The sequence below is a fragment of the Streptomyces sp. NPDC006294 genome, from assembly GCF_042870895.1.
GTDB lineage: Bacteria > Actinomycetota > Actinomycetes > Streptomycetales > Streptomycetaceae > Streptomyces.
Map to the genome: position 1 here is coordinate 114,004 of NZ_JBIAHV010000012.1, position 16,160 is coordinate 130,163.

A 16,160-nucleotide genomic window follows, 5' to 3' on the forward strand; every position below is an offset into this window, starting at 1 on the left:
TTTCACAGATGTCGGCGCCCTCTGGCGGAGGGCATGGCACCCGAGCATACCGATCGGTATGGCCGGCGGTGAGGGCTACGGGCCACCGCAGAGCCTTCACAGATGGTCGCGGGGCAGCGTCTCGTTCCACGTACGGGAGAAGACCCGCCGGTCGTTCTCGAAACCGTCCAGCGTGGCGTCGACGAAGAACTCCGTCTCGCTGGAGGTCAGCCTCGTACGTGTCTCCACCCGCACGTCCCAGTCCCGGCCGTCCCGGTCGTCCCGGCGGAACCGCATGGTCCAGGACGACTCGCCGCCGACCGAGGTGAAGTCGTCGGCGACCGCGCTGTACTTCTCGTAGGCGCGCAGGCCGACGTCGAGGCCGATGTCGTCGTAGCGCACCAGGCCGCGGTCCTTGACGATCTCGAGCTCGGACTCGTAGCCGACCAGGTCCCGCTTGACCTCCCAGCGCTGTTCCGGGGAGGTGAGCTGGGTGGTGGCGAGGGGCGTCGTGCCCTCGGGCTCGCCGAACGGTCGCTCGGAGAGGTGGTCGGACTCCGCTGTCCGGCGCAGCGGCAGCGTCAGGCTGCTGGTGCCTTCGTGAACGCTCAGCAGCACGGGCCGGGGCGGGGGCCAGGCGAGCGGCCAGTACGAGGTGGACAGCGACAGCCGGATGCGGTGTCCGGCCGGGAAGCGCTGGGCCACGCCGTTGAGGTGGACGGTCGCCCGGTAGCGGGTGCCCGGTTCCAGTGGCTCCGGGATCCCCGTCTCGTCGCGGTGGGCGAGATTGAGCAGGCCGTACGTGACGCGGGTGGCGCTGCCGTCGGGAGCCACGTCGGACAGCCGGGCGGCGACCATGGCGATCGGTTCGCTGACCGACAGGTCCAGTTCGACGCTGGGCGGGCCGAGGATCTCGACGGGCTCGGTGAGCCGGTCCGTCTCGAAGACCAGCGAGCCGCCGTCCTCCTCCCGCTGGTCGTAGGGAAGGTCGGGCGGCGCGTTGTACGAGGCCCACTTGCCGGCGAACTGCCCGACGGACAGGGGCGACTGCACGGTCAGGACCTCGCCGCCGGGCGCCGGGTCACCGGGGCTGCCGATGCGGTGCCGGCTCAGGGGGTGGGCGGTCGGCTCCACATGCGGTGAGGGCCAGGACGGCTCGCCCACCCAGCGGCCGGGCCGGTCCTCGTACGAGGTGGAGGGCGGCACGCTGTCCTGCATCCAGGTCCGCAGCATCGGCCCGTCCATCACCCCGTTGTCGACGCCCTTGAGCCAGTGGTCCCACCAGGCGACCACCTCTTGCAGATAGCCGATGGCGGGGCCCGGTTCGCCGAGGTGCGGGTACTTGTGCGACCACGGGCCGATCAGACCCCTGCGCGGTACGTCCAGGTTCTCCAGCAGGCGGATCACGGCGTTGGAGTAGCCGTCGGCCCAGCCGCTGGAGGCGAGGACGGGGCAGCGCACGTCCTGGTAGTTCTCGCAGACCGAGGCATGCTGCCAGTACCCGTCGCGGCGCTGGTGCCGCAGCCACTCCAGCACCCACGGGCGGGTGTTCTCCAGCCGTTCGTGCCACATCTCGCGCCAGCGCCCGCCCACGACGGCGGGGTCCGGCGGGCAGGTGGCGTAGGCGAACATGGTGCCGGCCTCTGCCAGGTTGTCCGACAGCATGGCGCCGCCCATGTAGTGCATGTCGTCGGCGTACCGGTCGTCGGTGAAGGAGGCGATGACGACGGCCCGCAGACTCGGCGGCTGCCGTGCGGCGACCTGGAGGGCGGCGAACGCGCCCCAGGAGATGCCCATCATGCCGGTCCTGCCGTCGCACCAGGGCTGCTCGGCCAGCCAGGCGAGGACTTCCTCCGCGTCGCGCTGCTCCTGCTCCAGGTACTCGTCCGCGAGCACGCCCTCCGACTCGCCGGTGCCGCGCAGGTCGACGCGGACGCAGGCGTAGCCGTGGCCGGCGATGTAGGGGTGGTGGACGGAGTCCCGTACGGAGGACAGGTCGCGTTTGCGGTACGGGATGTACTCCAGCACGGCCGGCACGGGCTCCGCGTCCGAGGAGACGGGGCGCCAGATCCTGGCGGACAGGCAGACGCCGTCGGACATGGGGACGGCGACGTGCTCCTCTTCCGTTGTCGCGCAGGGCAGGTTGCTCACGTAGCGCATACGGCGGGATCACTCCTTGTCTTCGCTCGCCTGGGCGGGTGCCCCGGAGCCGGTCCGGCACACCGGGACCGGGGCGGTCGCGGCTCAGACGCCGCCGGGCGCCGGCCGGTCGAAGCTCAGGTCGAGGGCGGCCACGCAGCGGTCGTACTTCTCGCGCAGGTCGTCCTCGCTGTCCCCTCCGGTGAAGATGTGGGCCAGCTAGAAGCTGTAGCTGTCCTGCTCGTGCAGCTGCGACAGCCGCTGCCCCTCCTCGGGCACCATGTCGATCCGCACGCCGGGGATCTCCCGTTCGATGCGCCGCAGTTCCTCGTCCGGGGGCACGTCGTGCACCACGCCGTCCGCGAACCAGCGGTAGTACCACTTCGCGGCGGTCTTGTAGCGGCCGGCGCCGTCGGGCAGGCTCGGGTCCCTGCCGAGAGCGAGGCTGACCATGCAGTGGTGGTTGGGCACGCCGTCGACGTACTCGAACAGCTCGGCGTGCGACTGGGAGTGCCGGGGGTTGATCTCCAGCAGATTGATCGCGTCGGTCCGCGGATCGTAGAAGTACTCGATGCTGAACGTCGCCGCGTCCATCCCGATCCGGCGGATCACGCGCTCGGAGACGTCGCGCAGGCGCCGCAGCACGGGCTCGGGCAGCGTGGAGGGGTACTGGTGGCGCAGAAAGGACGAGCTGTCGACGTAGTTGATGGAGTCCAGAGCGCCGTAGACGGTGACCTCACCGTTGTGGACGTACCCCTCGACGGCGACCTGGATGCCCGACAGCGCCTCCTCCGCCAGACACACCTGGCCTCCGACGCCGTCCATCTCCGGCGGCAGGTCCAGCCGGTCGAGGATGTACTCGAAGGGGCGGCCGACGCGGGCGACCCCCTGGCGGATCTGCCCCACCGCCGTCTGGAACTCGTCCTCGTTCTTCACGCCGAAGGCCAGTTCCGACGAGTACGAGAGCGCCGGCTTGAGCCACATCGGGAAGCGGACGCCCTCGGGCGGGCGCGGGTCGTGGGCCTCCAGATCGACCCGGCCGAAGCGGGGGTGCTCCTCCACGACCTTCTGCTGCTCCAGGCGGCTCCAGTACTTGTGCTCGCACTTGACGACCGATTCCAGGGAGGTGCTGCGCGTGCCGTACCGCTCGCTCAGGAGGGGGACGAGCGTGCTCACCGGGAAGTCCCAGTAGCCGACGATCGCGTCGATGCTGCCCTCGAACGCGTCCAGGACGCCGTGGGCCCTGTCCAGCAGTTCGGGCACGGACACCTCGCCGACCTGCAACTCCTCCATGGTCAACAACGGGTGGAAGCGGTACTCGTGAGCGCCTGGTACGTCGAGCAGGGTGCGCAGGTTGGCGTCGTCCAGACCGATCACGAAGATGTTCTTCCTCACCGATTCTCCTCGGGCGTGTGGTGTCCTGTGTCCGGGACCTGTCGGTCGCGGCGACGCCGCTCGTGCCGGTCGAGTCGCACAGCGTTGCGCCGGGTCGCCCTGCGCTGTCACCCCCCGCCTTCCCGGACGACCCTGCCGCGTCGGGGCTCGGTTCGCGCGTACCCGCCGCCCCGCGAGGCATTCCGTCACGATCGCGAAGCACCGCGTCAACGTGACCGCCTTGCGCACACCGGTGCTCGCCGCTGACGCGACGGGCACACGAGGATCCGTCAGCGGCGGAGGCGGGCGAGTTCCCCGTTCATCTCGGCGAGGAAGCGGGCCACCACGCGCAGCTCTTCCTCCGTGAAACGGCCCCGCGCGGCGTCGGTTCCGCGGGCGAGGGGCCGGAAGTAGTCCCTGGCCACCCCCTTGGCCGCCTCGGCGTAGTGCAGGTGGACGACACGGCGGTCGTCGGCCGCCCTCACGCGCCGGACGTGGCCGTTCTTCTCCAGCCGGTCGAGGCAGGCGGTCATGGCGCCCGACGTGAGGTTCAACTGCTTGCGCAGCCTGCCGGGCGTCATCGGGCCGGCGTCCTCGTCGTTGTCCAAAACGGCGATCAGCGCCTGCACGTCCGTGAGATGCAGGCCCTGGGCCCGGGCGAACTCCTGGGCGATGCGGTTGAACTCGCCGTTCATACGGCGCAGCAGTACGGCGAACTCCTGCAACCCGATCGGGACCTCGGCCGGAAGTGTCGGCGAGGGGGTTTCGGTGCGGTGCATCTGATCAGTCTATATTCTCTCGATGATTGAGATACTCGACAGCCGACATACTTCTGCACGACTACTTTGGGGATGCGCATGAGGAACGCACCACGCTGGGCCCGGTGGGCGGTGCCGCTGGTTCTGCTGGTCGCCTGGCTGGGCATCGGGGGAACGCTCGGCCCGTACGCGGGCAAGCTGGGCGAGGTCGCCACCAACGATCAGGCCGCCTTCCTGCCCCGCAGCGCCGAGTCCACCCAGGTGCTCGAGGCGCGCGAGGCGTTCGACCAGTCGGAAACGCTGCCGGCGATCGTCGTCTGGACGGCGGACGGCGGACAGGTCACCGCGGCGCAGCAGGCCGCGGCCACGCAGACGGTGGGGGCGCTGGCCGGCCGCCCGGGCTTCGCCGGGCAGCCGTCGCCCGCGCTCCTGGCCGAGGACGGCCTGGCCCTGCAAGCCGTCGTCCAGCTCGAGCCTGACCTCGGAGAGGAGCTGCCCGCTGTTCTCGACGAGCTGCGCGAGGCAGCGCGGGGCGTGCCCGGGACGGTGCCGCAGATCGCCGGTCCGGCGGCGAGCCAGGCCGATCTGGCGGACGCCTTCGCCGGTATCGACGGCCTGCTGCTGGGTGTGGCACTCGTGGCCGTGCTGCTGATCCTGCTGCTCGTGTACCGGAGCGTGCTGCTGCCGTTCGTGATCATTCTGAGCGCGGTCTTCGCACTCGGGCTGGCATGCGCGATCGTGTACGCGCTCGCCGAGCGGGACGTGGTCCGGGTGGACGGCCAGGTGCAGGGCATCCTCTCCATCCTGGTGATCGGCGCCTCCACCGACTACGCGCTGCTGCTCGCCGCCCGCTTCCGCGAGGAACTGGCGAGGGGCCAGGACCGCGCTACCGCCGTGCTGGCAGCGGTGCGCCGCTCGTTCGGCGCCGTGACGGCCAGTGCGGCGACCGTGGCCCTGGGACTGCTGGCCCTGCTCGCCAGCGACCTCACCAACAACCGCGCCCTCGGGCCGGTGGGAGCCATCGGCATCGTGTGCGCCGTGTTCTCCACGCTGACGTTCCTGCCGGCCGTCCTGGCCCTGTTCGGCCGCGCCGCCTACTGGCCGGCCCGCCCGAAGCCCTCGGACGCCACGGCGGAGGGGCACGGCATGTGGCGCCGGGTCGCCGCGCTCGTCGACCGGGCGCCCCGGCGTGTGTGGATCTCGACCGCCCTCGTCCTCACGGCATTCGCCGCCTTCTCCACGACGCTGTCCTCCAAGGGAGTGCCCCTCGACGAGATCTTCGTCAACGACGCACCTTCGGTCGCCGCGCAGGAGACGCTCGGCAAGCACTTCCCGGGCGGCTCGGGCAACCCGGTCGTCATCATCGCCGACGCCGGCAACGCTTCGGAGGTGACGGCCACCGCCGAGCGCACCGAAGGAGTGGCGTCGGCCGGCGCCGTCTCGGCGTCGGGCCGGCCGGGTGCCGGTGAACCGCTCGTCGTGGACGGCCGGGTGCGTATCGACGCCACCCTGGAGGCGCCCGCAGACAGCGACACGGCGAAGGAGACGGTACGGCGGCTGCGCGACGAGGTGCACGCCCTGCCGGGCGCCGACGCCCTGGTGGGCGGCTTCACGGCACAGCAGTACGACACCCAGCGGACCGCCGAACGGGACCGGGCGATCATCGTCCCCGTCGTTCTCGGCATCATCGTGCTGATCCTCGTCCTGCTGCTGCGCTCGCTGCTGATCCCCGTGCTGCTGGTGGCCACGGTGGCGCTCAACTTCCTGGCGACACTGGGCGTCTCGGCGCTCGTCTTCGAGAAGCTCCTCGGCTTCAGCGGCACGGACGCGTCGGTGCCGCTGTACGGGTTCGTGTTCCTCGTGGCGCTCGGCGTGGACTACAACATCTTCCTCATGTCCCGCGTGCGGGAGGAGACGCTCACGCACGGCACCCGCCGGGGCGTACTGCGGGGACTGACCACGACCGGCGGGGTCATCACCTCGGCGGGCGTGGTGCTGGCGGCGACCTTCGCGGCCCTGATGGTGATCCCGCTGGCGTTCCTGGTCCAGATCGCGTTCATCGTCGCCTTCGGCGTCCTGCTGGACACCCTCGTGGTCCGCTCGCTCCTGGTACCCGCCCTGGTGGTGGACATCGGTCCGAAGGCGTGGTGGCCGAGCACCCTCGCCCGTACGCGTGAGTCCGGTCATGCGCCGGCGGAGGGTGCTGTGCACGCGTAGTGGCATGTACGGCCGGGCGGTTTGCAGCCGCCCGGCCTACCGGGGGCACCCGCTGCAGGCCGCCTCCCTCGCGTCCATCGGCGCGGCGCCCATGATGAGCGCCCACTGCCTCGAAGGCCGGAGTGGAGTCGTTCGCCCCCTCGCTGCGCGTGGAACCGGCGCACCGGCACGTGGGCGTCGGCACCGCCCACACCAACTGGGCGGAGAACGGACATGATCCGCGACGCCGACGAGCATCCGGTCCTGCGCGAACTGCGCGGGCACATGCCGCCTTCCGCCCGCAAGGTGTGTCGGGTCGCGTACGTCGCCGGGCGACTGGTCTTGGCGATCGAACGGCGGCGGGCGATCTGCATGCCCGCCTGGCTGCACGCCACCCGACTCGTGCGGGCCGTGAGCCGCCCGTGGTCGCGATGCCGGCGCGGTGGGAGCTCGCGCGGCTCACCTCGTCCCAGTCCTTCGAGACCACCGGGCTGCTCGGCGCCGGTGGACGGGCGGCCCTCGCACGCCCCGCCCCGGACCGACCGCCGACCGGGTGAAGGCGCCGGCACCGTGCATCCGTGAGCCTGCCCCAGGGCGAAGTGCAGGTTGACGTGGTCGCCGAGTCGCCCGGCGCGCGGTTGCTCGTCATCGCGACCGGCGGTGGCCGGGCCGCCGCGGGGGCACGGCGGCCCTGCCGCGCCCATGATCGGAGCAGGAGACACGCACGAGCCGTGGAGGAGCTGGACGTGGAAACTGGCCGAACGTCGGACACCGAGGGGCTGCACTGCCTGGTCACCGGTGCGTCCGGATACATCGGCGGGCGGCTGGTGCCCGAACTGCTGGAAGCGGGCCACCGGGTACGCTGCCTGGCCCGCACACCGGCCAAGCTGCGTGATCACCCCTGGTCGGCCGACGTCGAGGTGGTCAAGGGCGATGTCACCGACGCCGACTCGCTGACCGACGCCATGCGCGGCATCGATGTCGCCTACTACCTGGTCCACGCGCTCGGCGGCGGCCCGGGATTCGAGGAGACCGACCGACGGGCGGCCCGCGCCTTCGCCGAGAAGGCGCACGCCGCGGGTGTACGGCGGATCGTCTACCTCGGTGGACTCACGCCGCGGGGTGTTCCGCGGCAGTCGCTGTCACCGCATCTGCGCTCACGCGCCGAGGTCGGTCAGATCTTCGTCGACGCGGCGGTGCCCGCCACCGTGCTGCGGGCCGCGGTCGTCATCGGCTCCGGCTCCGCGTCCTTCGAGATGCTGCGCTACCTCACGGAACGGCTGCCGGTCATGGTCACGCCCAGCTGGGTGCACACCCGCGTCCAGCCCGTCGCGGTGCGCGACGTGCTGCGGTATCTCGTCGGCTCGGCCACCATGCCGGACCAGGTCGACCGGGTGTTCGACATCGGTGGACCGGACGTCCTGACCTACCGGGAGATGATGCGCAGGTACGCCGTCGTCGCCGGCCTGCGGCCACGGCTGATCGTGCCCGTGCCGGTGCTGACGCCACGCCTTTCCAGTCACTGGGTCGGCCTCGTCACGCCGGTGCCGGCGTCCATCGCACGACCGTTGACGGAATCACTGCGCCACGAGGTCGTCTGCCAGGAGCACGACATCGCCCGCTACGTGCCCGATTCCCCCGACCGGCCCCTGACGTTCGACGAAGCCCTCGCCCTGGCGCTGCGGCGGGTGCGCGAGGCGCAGGTCGCCACCCGCTGGTCGTCGGCCGCGCTGCCCGGCGCGCCCAGCGACCCGCTGCCCACCGACCCCGACTGGGCCGGCGGCAGCCTCTACGAGGACGAACGGGAACTGACGGTCGAGGCGTCCCGCGAGGCTCTGTGGAGGGTGATCGAAGGCATCGGCGGGGACAACGGCTGGTACTCCTTTCCGCTCGCCTGGGCGGTCCGCGGCTGGCTGGACCGCTTCGTCGGCGGTGTGGGGCTGCGCCGCGGCCGCCGGGACGCCGAGCGCCTGAGAGTCGGCGACTCGCTCGACTTCTGGCGGGTGGAGGAGATCGAGGCCGGGCATCTGCTGCGGTTGCGTGCGGAAATGCGGCTGCCCGGCCTCGCCTGGCTCGAGATGTACGCCGAGCACGACGCCGAGGGCCGCACCCGCTACCGCCAGCGGGCCCTGTTCCACCCCCGCGGTCTCCTCGGTCACGCCTACTGGTGGAGCGTCTCGCCGTTCCACACCGTGGTGTTCGGCGGCATGGCGCGCAACATCACACAGGCCGCCGCCAAGGGGATGAGCGCGCACGGGAAGAACCGGCGTGACGAGCGCGCCCGCGAGCCGGCCTCCCCCGGAAACAGGCCCCGCTGGTCCCGCCCAGCCCCGTGGCACCGGCCCGGCACCAGGGGTGGCACATGACCGTCGCGGTCGTCCTGTTCACCTCGGACCTGCGTCTGCACGACCATCCCCCGATGCGGGCAGCGCTGCACGCTGCCGACGAGGTGGTGCCGCTGTTCGTGCTCGACCCGGCCGTGCACGCCGCCGGATTCGACGCCCCGAACCGGCGTGCGTTCCTGGCCGACTGTCTTGCCGACCTCGATGCCTCGCTGCGCCGGCTCGGCGGCCGACTGGTGCTGCGCACGGGGCCGGTGGCACGCGAGGCCGGCGCCGTCGCCGCCGCGTGCGGCGCGCACGAGGTGCACATGGCCGCGGGCGTGACCCGGTTCGCGGACCGGCGTGAAGAACTGCTGCGCGAGGAGCTGGCCACGCGTGGCGTGCGGCTGGTCGTGCATGACGCCGTGGTGACGGCCGTCGCGCCGGGTGCCGTGGTCCCGGCGGGCTCCGACCACTTCGCGGTCTTCACGCCGTACTTCCGTCGCTGGTCCGCGCTGACCCTGCGTGCGCCGGAAGCTGCCCCGCGCCGCGTTCCGGTGCCGAACGACGTACGCAGTGATCCGCTCCCCGCCCGGGGCGCCGGACCCGATCTCTCCCCGGGGATTCCGGCGGGAGGTGAGAGCGAGGGGCGCGGGCGCCTGGCCAGCTGGGTCCGCGGCGGGCTCGCCGCCTACGAGGACCGGCACGACGACCTGGCCGGTGACGCGACCTCGCGGCTCTCCCCCTACCTGCACTTCGGCGCGCTCTCCCCCGTCGACATCGTGCGGCGGGCCCGGGAACGCGGTGGCGCGGGGGCGGAGGCGTTCGTTCGGCAGCTGTGCTGGCGCGACTTTCACCACCAGGTGATGGCCGCCAGGCCGCAGTCCTCGGTACGCGACTACCGCGGACGCGACGACGACTGGCGCTCCGAGGAGGAGGCCGCGGAGGAGATCGCCGCGTGGAAGGAAGGCCGCACCGGCTATCCGGTGGTCGACGCGGCGATGCGCCAGCTCAGGCATGAGGGGTGGATGCACAATCGGGCCCGGCTGCTCGTGGCGAGCTTCCTCACCAAGACGCTGTACGTGGACTGGCGCGTCGGTGCGCGTCACTTTCTGGACCTGCTGGTGGACGGAGACATCGTCAACAACCAGCTGAACTGGCAGTGGGTGGCCGGGACCGGTACGGACACCCGCCCTCATCGCGTGCTCAACCCGGTGGTCCAGGGCAAGCGCTTCGATCCGCAGGGCGAGTACGTACGCCGATGGGTGCCGGAACTCAGCGCTGTCGCTGCCACGAGGATCCATGAACCGTGGCGGCTGCCCGCGGACGAGCGGGCTCGGCTGGACTACCCCGAGCCGCTGATCGCCCTCGCGGACGGCCTCGCCCGGTTCAAGCACGCCCGCGGCCGGGACTGAATCGTGGTGAGGGGCCGGTTCGACCTCTGCATCGTGTTGTCAGTGCCCGTTCATATGATCCCGGGATGTCTGATGCCTTCACCGTCCTGTGGACCCATGACACCTGCCGTGCCCTGCGCAGAACGGGCCGCGTGGGCGAGCGGTCGCCGGTCGCCTTCAGCGGCGTGCATTCCTCGCTGCCGGCCTGGTCGGGTGCCCGTGCCGGGGACGACGTGTACGCGTTTCACGTCAACAGGTACGTCGTGTACGTGGTGAGCCGGATGCGGGTGGTCGACACGGAGCGGCGCGACTGCTGCGGCAACGCCCCCGGGACCTGGGAGGCCCCTGCGTTTTCCGGGCACGGCGACTGGGCGATGCTCGGCGCCGACGGCTGCGGCGCCGAGGCGGTGCACGTGGACTCGACGCTGACGGTCACCGTTTCCCGTCTGCACCGGGCCGGCCGAGCCGTGGCCGATGAGCCGGGCCCAAAGGACTCTGAGCTGCGAGGGATTGATAGGCGGGGGCGCTCTGCGTGTTCTCTCAGCGATGCGGTCTGCGGTGCGCGACCATACGAATGCCGGCCCAGGCTCGATCATCGGCGTCGTACATGAGGAAAGGTTCTCGCCGGCCGCAGGCCCGTGTCGAGTGCGCGTGACCGGCAGGCATTGCCGGCCGGCGGGCTCCATGGCGCGTACGGGCGCGGGTCGCCGTGCTCGATACCCGGAAAAGAAGCAACCAACGTCAAGAGCAAGCAGCCCGCAGAAGCAGAACACCGAGACAGGAAAGAAGGACGGACGTGTCCGGCAGCGAAAGCGAGAACCCAGTAATCCCCTCTCCGACTCCCACGGCGACCCGGCCGCGGACGAATCGGGACTGGTGGCCGAACCAGCTGGACCTGCAGGTTCTCCATCAGCACTCGCCCCGGTCCAATCCGATGGACGAGGACTTCGACTACGCGGCGGAGTTCGCGAACCTGGACGTCGAGGCGCTGAAGCAGGACATCTTCGACGTGATGACGAACTCGCAGGAATGGTGGCCTGCCGACTACGGCCATTACGGTCCGCTCTTCATCCGGATGAGCTGGCACGCCGCGGGCACGTACCGCATCGCCGACGGCCGCGGCGGTGGCGGCTCAGGCGCCCAGCGATTCGCGCCCCTCAACAGCTGGCCGGACAACGCGAGTCTCGACAAGGCGCGCCGGCTGCTCTGGCCGGTCAAGCAGAAGTACGGCCGGAAGATCTCCTGGGCCGACCTGCTGGTGTTCACCGGTAACTGCGCCATGGAATCGATGGGCTTCAAGACGTTCGGATTCGGATTCGGGCGGGAGGACATCTGGGAGCCCGAGGAAATCTTCTGGGGCCCCGAGGACACCTGGCTCGGCGACGAACGCTACAGCGGTGACCGGGAACTCGCCGCTCCTTTCGGCGCTGTGCAGATGGGGCTCATCTACGTCAATCCGGAGGGGCCCAACGGCAACCCGGATCCGGTGGCCGCCGCCCGGGACATCCGCGAGACGTTCGCGCGTATGGCGATGAACGACGAGGAGACGGCCGCGCTCATCGTCGGCGGCCACACGTTCGGCAAGTGCCACGGCGCCGTCGACCCCTCGTACATCGGTCCGGAACCCGAGGCCGCCCCCGTCGAGCAGCAGGGGATCGGCTGGCGGAACACGTACGGCGGCGGCAAGGGCTCCGACGCGCTGACCAGTGGGCTGGAGGGCGCGTGGACGTCCGAGCCGACGAGGTGGAACAACGAGTACCTGGACAACCTCTACAAGTACGAATGGGAGTTGACGACGAGTCCCGCCGGGGCGCAGCAGTGGACTCCCACGGATCCGGCGGCCCAGGGCACGGTGCCCGATGCCCATGATCCCTCGAAGTCGCATGCTCCGATGATGCTGACGACGGACCTCGCGCTGAAGGTGGATCCGGTCTACGGCCCGATCACGAAGAGGTTCCACGAGAACCCGGACCTGCTCGCGGACGCGTTCGCGAAGGCCTGGTACAAACTGCTGCACCGCGACATGGGGCCCGTCTCACGCTATCTCGGCCCGTGGATTCCCGAGCCCCAGTTGTGGCAGGACCCGGTCCCCGAGGTCGATCACGAGCTGGTCGGGGACGCGGACGTCGCGGCCCTCAAGGAGCGGGTCCTCGCCTCGGGGCTGTCCGTCTCCCAGCTGGTCGCCACCGCTTGGGCGTCCGCGGCGTCCTTCCGCGGCACCGACAAGCGCGGCGGGGCCAACGGGGCACGGATTCGGCTCGCGCCGCAGAAGGACTGGGAGGTCAACGACCAGCCCGAGGTGGCCGAGGTGCTGCGGACCCTCGAGCAGGTCAGGGAGGACTTCAACCGCTCGCAGACCGGCGGAAAGAAGATCTCGCTCGCCGATCTGATCGTCCTGGGCGGCTGCGCGGCCGTCGAGCAGGCAGCGAAGAACGCCGGCCACGACATCACCGTCCCGTTCGCGCCGGGGCGCACCGACGCCTCGCAGGAGCAGACCGACGCGGACACGTTCTCCGTCCTCGAACCGAAGGCGGACGGCTTCCGCAACTACCTGCGGGCGGGCGAGAAGCTGTCGCCGGAGACGCTCCTGCTGGACCGCGCCAATCTGTTGACGCTGACCGCCCCCGAGATGACGGTGCTGATCGGCGGTATGCGGGCCCTGAACACCGGCTTCCGGCAGTCTCCGCACGGTGTCCTCACCTCCCGTCCGGAGGCGCTGACCACCGACTTCTTCACCAACCTGCTCGACATGGGCACCGAGTGGAAGGCGTCGGCCTCGGACGAGAACGTGTTCGAGGGCCGGGATCGCGCCACGGGCGACGTCAAGTGGACCGCCACCGCCGTCGACCTGGTCTTCGGTGCGAACTCCCAGCTGCGAGCCGTGTCCGAGGTCTACGCGTCCCAGGACGCGGGAGAGAAGTTCGTACGCGACTTCGTGACGGCGTGGGACAAGGTGATGAACCTCGACCGCTTCGATCTCGCCTGACCCGATGTCCCGGCCGGCCGGCGAGCGGCCGGCCGGGACGTCCTCGGGGCACGGCCCGGCTACCCCGGCGTTCCGCCCGTGCCTCGTTCGTATCGTTCCAGCGCGGCCAGCACCGGCGTCGTCGCGTCCTCCTGCCGGATTTCCGCGGCGACTTCGGCGGCGCGCAGCCGGTACTCGGGGCGGCCGACGGCCGCGGTCAGCGCGTCGGCCAGGACCTGGGGCCCGGTGAGCCGCCGCAGCGGCACCGCTGCGGGCGACACCCCCAGCGCCGTGAGCCGCGACGCCCAGAACGCCCCGTCGAACCAGACGGGCATGGATACGGCGGGGACCCCCGCCCGCAGCGCCGCGGCCGTCGTCCCCGCGCCGGCGTGGTGCACGACCGCGGCCATGCGGGGAAACAGCGCCGCGTGGGGCACCTCGCCGATCGTCAGCATGTCGTCGCCGTCGGCGTGCAGACCGCTCCATCCGGCCTGCATGACACCCCGCAACCCGGCCGTCCGCAGCGCCCGCACGATCAGCCGGCTGACCCGCTCCGGGTTTTCCACTGTCGGGCTGCCCAGCCCGACGAAGACCGGGGCGGGTCCGGCGTCCAGGAAGTCACGGAGCGGCTGCGGGAGTTGTTCCGCCGGCGGGTCGTACGGCCACCAGTACCCGCAGACGGTGAGTCCCGGATGCCAGTCCCGGGGACGCGGCACCACCAACGGGCTGAACCCGTGGTGCACGGGCCAGTCCCGCCGGCCCCGGGCACGGCGGCGGCCGCCGGCGACGCCGAGCTCGCACCGCAGCATCCGGGCGGACTCGGCGAACGCGGCGTCCAGCGCCGCGTCGACCAGCAGTCCGGCCACCCGGTTCCCCGCCGGGCCCCAGGATCGCGCGCCGAGGACGGAGGGCGGGAACGCGCCCGTGGGCGCGATGGGCTGCAGATATACGCCGCGGCTCGGCAGGCCCAGTCCGTCGGCGATGACCCGGCCCAGCGGAGCCACGGACGCAGAGAGCAGCAGGACGTCGCTCTCCCGCGCCGCCTCCAGCATTCCGTGCGCCATCCGGCGCATCACGCGGCGGGCCATGGTGAGGAGCACTGCCAGCTTCGCGGGTCCGCTTCTACTGCGCAGCAGCCGTCGCCCGTGCTCCGTGAGCAACTCGGCCCGGGGATCGACGGGCAGCCCGTGGAAGCCGAGGCCGGCGCGACCCACGAGTGCGGCGAAGGACTCGTGGGTCACGAGCGTGACGTCGTGCCCCGCACGCGCCAGCTCGTGCCCCAGGCCGGTGAACGGCGCGACGTCGCCTCGGGAGCCCGCTGTCATCACTGATACACGCATCGTGACCACTATGGCAGCTCAGGCAGGCGGTCCGGGTGCGCTGTACGGGACGAGGGCCGCCGCGTCGCCGCGGCGGCCCGTTCCTGACCGGAGACCTGCCCGGAGACCTGACCGGAAATCAGGGCACGCGGCCCGAGGTCAGCCGGCGTAGGTCTCGAACTCGGCGATGCGCGGCGTGCCCGTCGAGCCGGTGATCTCGAAGGTGATCTTTCGCAGCGAGGTCCGGGGGACGTCGATGACGCCCGCGCCGGTGCCGGAGGTCAGTACGGCTCCGGTGTCGTGGTTGACGACCCGCCAGGACCTGATGGCGCCCACGGAGCCGGCTGCCTCCCGGATGTTGATCGCGGACACCGTGGTGTCGGAGCCCCACTTGATCGACACGGAACCGGTCGAGCCGGTCGGCGACCAGTAGGTGCCCATGTCACCGTCGCGCACGTTCCCGTAGCTCGTCCCGTCGGCCTTGCTGCTGCCGTCGGAGCCGGCGCCGATGCTCAGGTTGGTGCCGGTGGGCGGGGTCGGGTCAGTGGGGTCGGGCGTGGGGTCCGTCGGGTCGGGCGTGGGCTCTGTCGGGTCCGGCGTCTGCGGGGTGCAGTTGCCGTCGGAGACTCGCAGCCCCTTGTTGGCGCCCGCCGTCTGGCTCACGACGCCCGGCACGCAGCCGGCCGCGTCGAGGCTGAAGGAGTACGGGATGCTCACGGTGGTGTTGGACTTCGGGTCCGGGCCGGCGGGGTTGTTGTCGCCGCTGCGGCTGGACCAGGTCACGTTGTCGAAGATGTTGCCGCTGACCTGCCAGTAACCGGCCGCGTCCGTGTAGAAGGTGCCGAGGACGTCCTTGGAGTCCTCGAAGTAGTTGTTGTCCACCTTGGCCTTGGCGCCGGCGCGGGAGTTGATGCCGGACGAGTTGAGGCTCTTGTAGTGGTTGTTGTACATGTGGCCGATGCCGCCGCGCAGCAGGGGCGCGCGGGAGTCGATGTTCTCGTACAGGTTGTGGTGGTAGGTGACGTAGCCGTTCGAGAGGTCGCTCTCGCTGGATCCGACGAGGCCGCCGCGGCCGGAGTTGCGCAGGATGCTGTAGGACAGGGTCACGTACTGGGTGTTGTTCTTCATGTCGAAGAGGCCGTCGTAGCCCTCCGACTCGCCGCCCGACGCCTCGAGCGTGGTGTGGTCGACCCAGACGTTGCGGACGCCGCTCTCCATGCCGATGGCGTCGCCGCCGTTGGACGTGGGCGAGCCCGACTTCTTGACGTTCCGCACGGTCACGTTCTGGATGATGATGTTGCGGGCCTCGCGAACATGGATGCCCACCTGGTCGAAGACGGCCCCGCTGCCGACACCGACGAGGGTGACGTTGCTGATCTGCTTGAGCTCGATCACGCCGTCGGCGGTGTTGCAACTGGCGCCCGACACCTTGCTGGTGTTGCCGTGGTTGATGGTGCCCTCGACCTGGATGATGATCGGGGTGCTGCTGCTGGCCCGGTTGCACAGGGCCGCGTGGATCGCGGTCCCCGTGGTGGCCCGCACCGTCTGGCCGCCCGCACCGCCGGTGGTTCCGCCGTTCTGGGTGGCGTAGCCGCTGGCGCCGGCGGCCGCTGCCGACGCCTCGGGCATCGCCAGGGCCACACCGGCCGCGGCCGCGACGGCCCCTGTGGCCAGTACCGCGGAGAGTCGTAGTGCGACTGGATGCTTCATGCTCG

At 71.0% G+C, this 16,160-nt stretch carries 9 protein-coding genes and 2 pseudogenes; 6 read left to right on the forward strand and 5 right to left on the reverse strand.

Features of this window, described 5'->3' with window-relative positions:
- Positions 1 to 96 precede the first annotated feature (96 nt).
- From ACFYOP_RS22290 to ACFYOP_RS22300, 3 genes and pseudogenes are all read right to left on the reverse strand, one after another.
- Positions 97 to 2,139 carry a CocE/NonD family hydrolase gene (locus ACFYOP_RS22290; RefSeq protein WP_356893246.1) on the reverse strand — a complete coding sequence of 681 codons (2,043 nt, stop codon included), beginning with the start codon at positions 2,137 to 2,139 and terminating at the stop codon, positions 97 to 99.
- A gap of 84 nt (positions 2,140 to 2,223) precedes the next feature.
- Positions 2,224 to 3,513, reverse strand: a pseudogene (locus tag ACFYOP_RS22295) (ATP-grasp domain-containing protein).
- Positions 3,514 to 3,782: 269 nt separating this feature from the next.
- Positions 3,783 to 4,271, reverse strand: a complete 489-nt coding sequence (locus tag ACFYOP_RS22300; protein WP_356893245.1) for a MarR family transcriptional regulator — start codon at positions 4,269 to 4,271, stop codon at positions 3,783 to 3,785.
- Between the two features lie 78 nt (positions 4,272 to 4,349).
- Between ACFYOP_RS22300 and ACFYOP_RS22305 the strand changes: the two genes are divergently transcribed.
- The 6 genes and pseudogenes from ACFYOP_RS22305 to katG all read left to right on the forward strand — a co-directional run bounded on the left by ACFYOP_RS22305 (position 4,350) and on the right by katG (position 13,147).
- Positions 4,350 to 6,467, forward strand: coding sequence for an MMPL family transporter (locus ACFYOP_RS22305; protein WP_356893243.1), 2,118 nt, complete (start codon positions 4,350 to 4,352; stop codon positions 6,465 to 6,467).
- A gap of 43 nt (positions 6,468 to 6,510) precedes the next feature.
- A pseudogene (locus ACFYOP_RS22310) lies at positions 6,511 to 7,003 on the forward strand (short-chain dehydrogenase); the annotation flags it as partial.
- Positions 7,004 to 7,192: 189 nt separating this feature from the next.
- Positions 7,193 to 8,812, forward strand: a complete 1,620-nt coding sequence (locus ACFYOP_RS22315) for an SDR family oxidoreductase (RefSeq protein ID WP_356893241.1) — start codon at positions 7,193 to 7,195, stop codon at positions 8,810 to 8,812.
- Entirely contained in the window at positions 8,809 to 10,182 is a 1,374-nt protein-coding gene (locus ACFYOP_RS22320; protein ID WP_356893239.1) for a deoxyribodipyrimidine photo-lyase, read from the forward strand. The genes ACFYOP_RS22315 and ACFYOP_RS22320 overlap by 4 nt, the downstream gene beginning before the upstream one ends.
- 65 nt (positions 10,183 to 10,247) lie before the next feature.
- Positions 10,248 to 10,772 carry a hypothetical protein gene (locus tag ACFYOP_RS22325; protein WP_356893237.1) on the forward strand — a complete coding sequence of 175 codons (525 nt, stop codon included), beginning with the start codon at positions 10,248 to 10,250 and terminating at the stop codon, positions 10,770 to 10,772.
- Between the two features lie 185 nt (positions 10,773 to 10,957).
- Positions 10,958 to 13,147: a catalase/peroxidase HPI gene (gene katG, locus ACFYOP_RS22330; protein ID WP_356893235.1), complete on the forward strand. Its 2,190-nt coding sequence runs from the start codon at positions 10,958 to 10,960 to the stop codon at positions 13,145 to 13,147.
- Between the two features lie 59 nt (positions 13,148 to 13,206).
- On the opposite strand, the gene ACFYOP_RS22335 is transcribed toward katG, so the two are convergent.
- Together ACFYOP_RS22335 and ACFYOP_RS22340 are read right to left on the reverse strand one after the other, a co-directional pair.
- Positions 13,207 to 14,466 (reverse strand): glycosyltransferase, encoded by a 1,260-nt coding sequence (locus ACFYOP_RS22335; protein ID WP_356893233.1) that lies wholly within the window; start codon positions 14,464 to 14,466, stop codon positions 13,207 to 13,209.
- A 138-nt stretch (positions 14,467 to 14,604) separates the two neighbouring features.
- Positions 14,605 to 16,155 carry a pectate lyase gene (locus ACFYOP_RS22340; protein WP_356893231.1) on the reverse strand — a complete coding sequence of 517 codons (1,551 nt, stop codon included), beginning with the start codon at positions 16,153 to 16,155 and terminating at the stop codon, positions 14,605 to 14,607.
- Between the last annotated feature and the right edge of the window lie 5 nt (positions 16,156 to 16,160).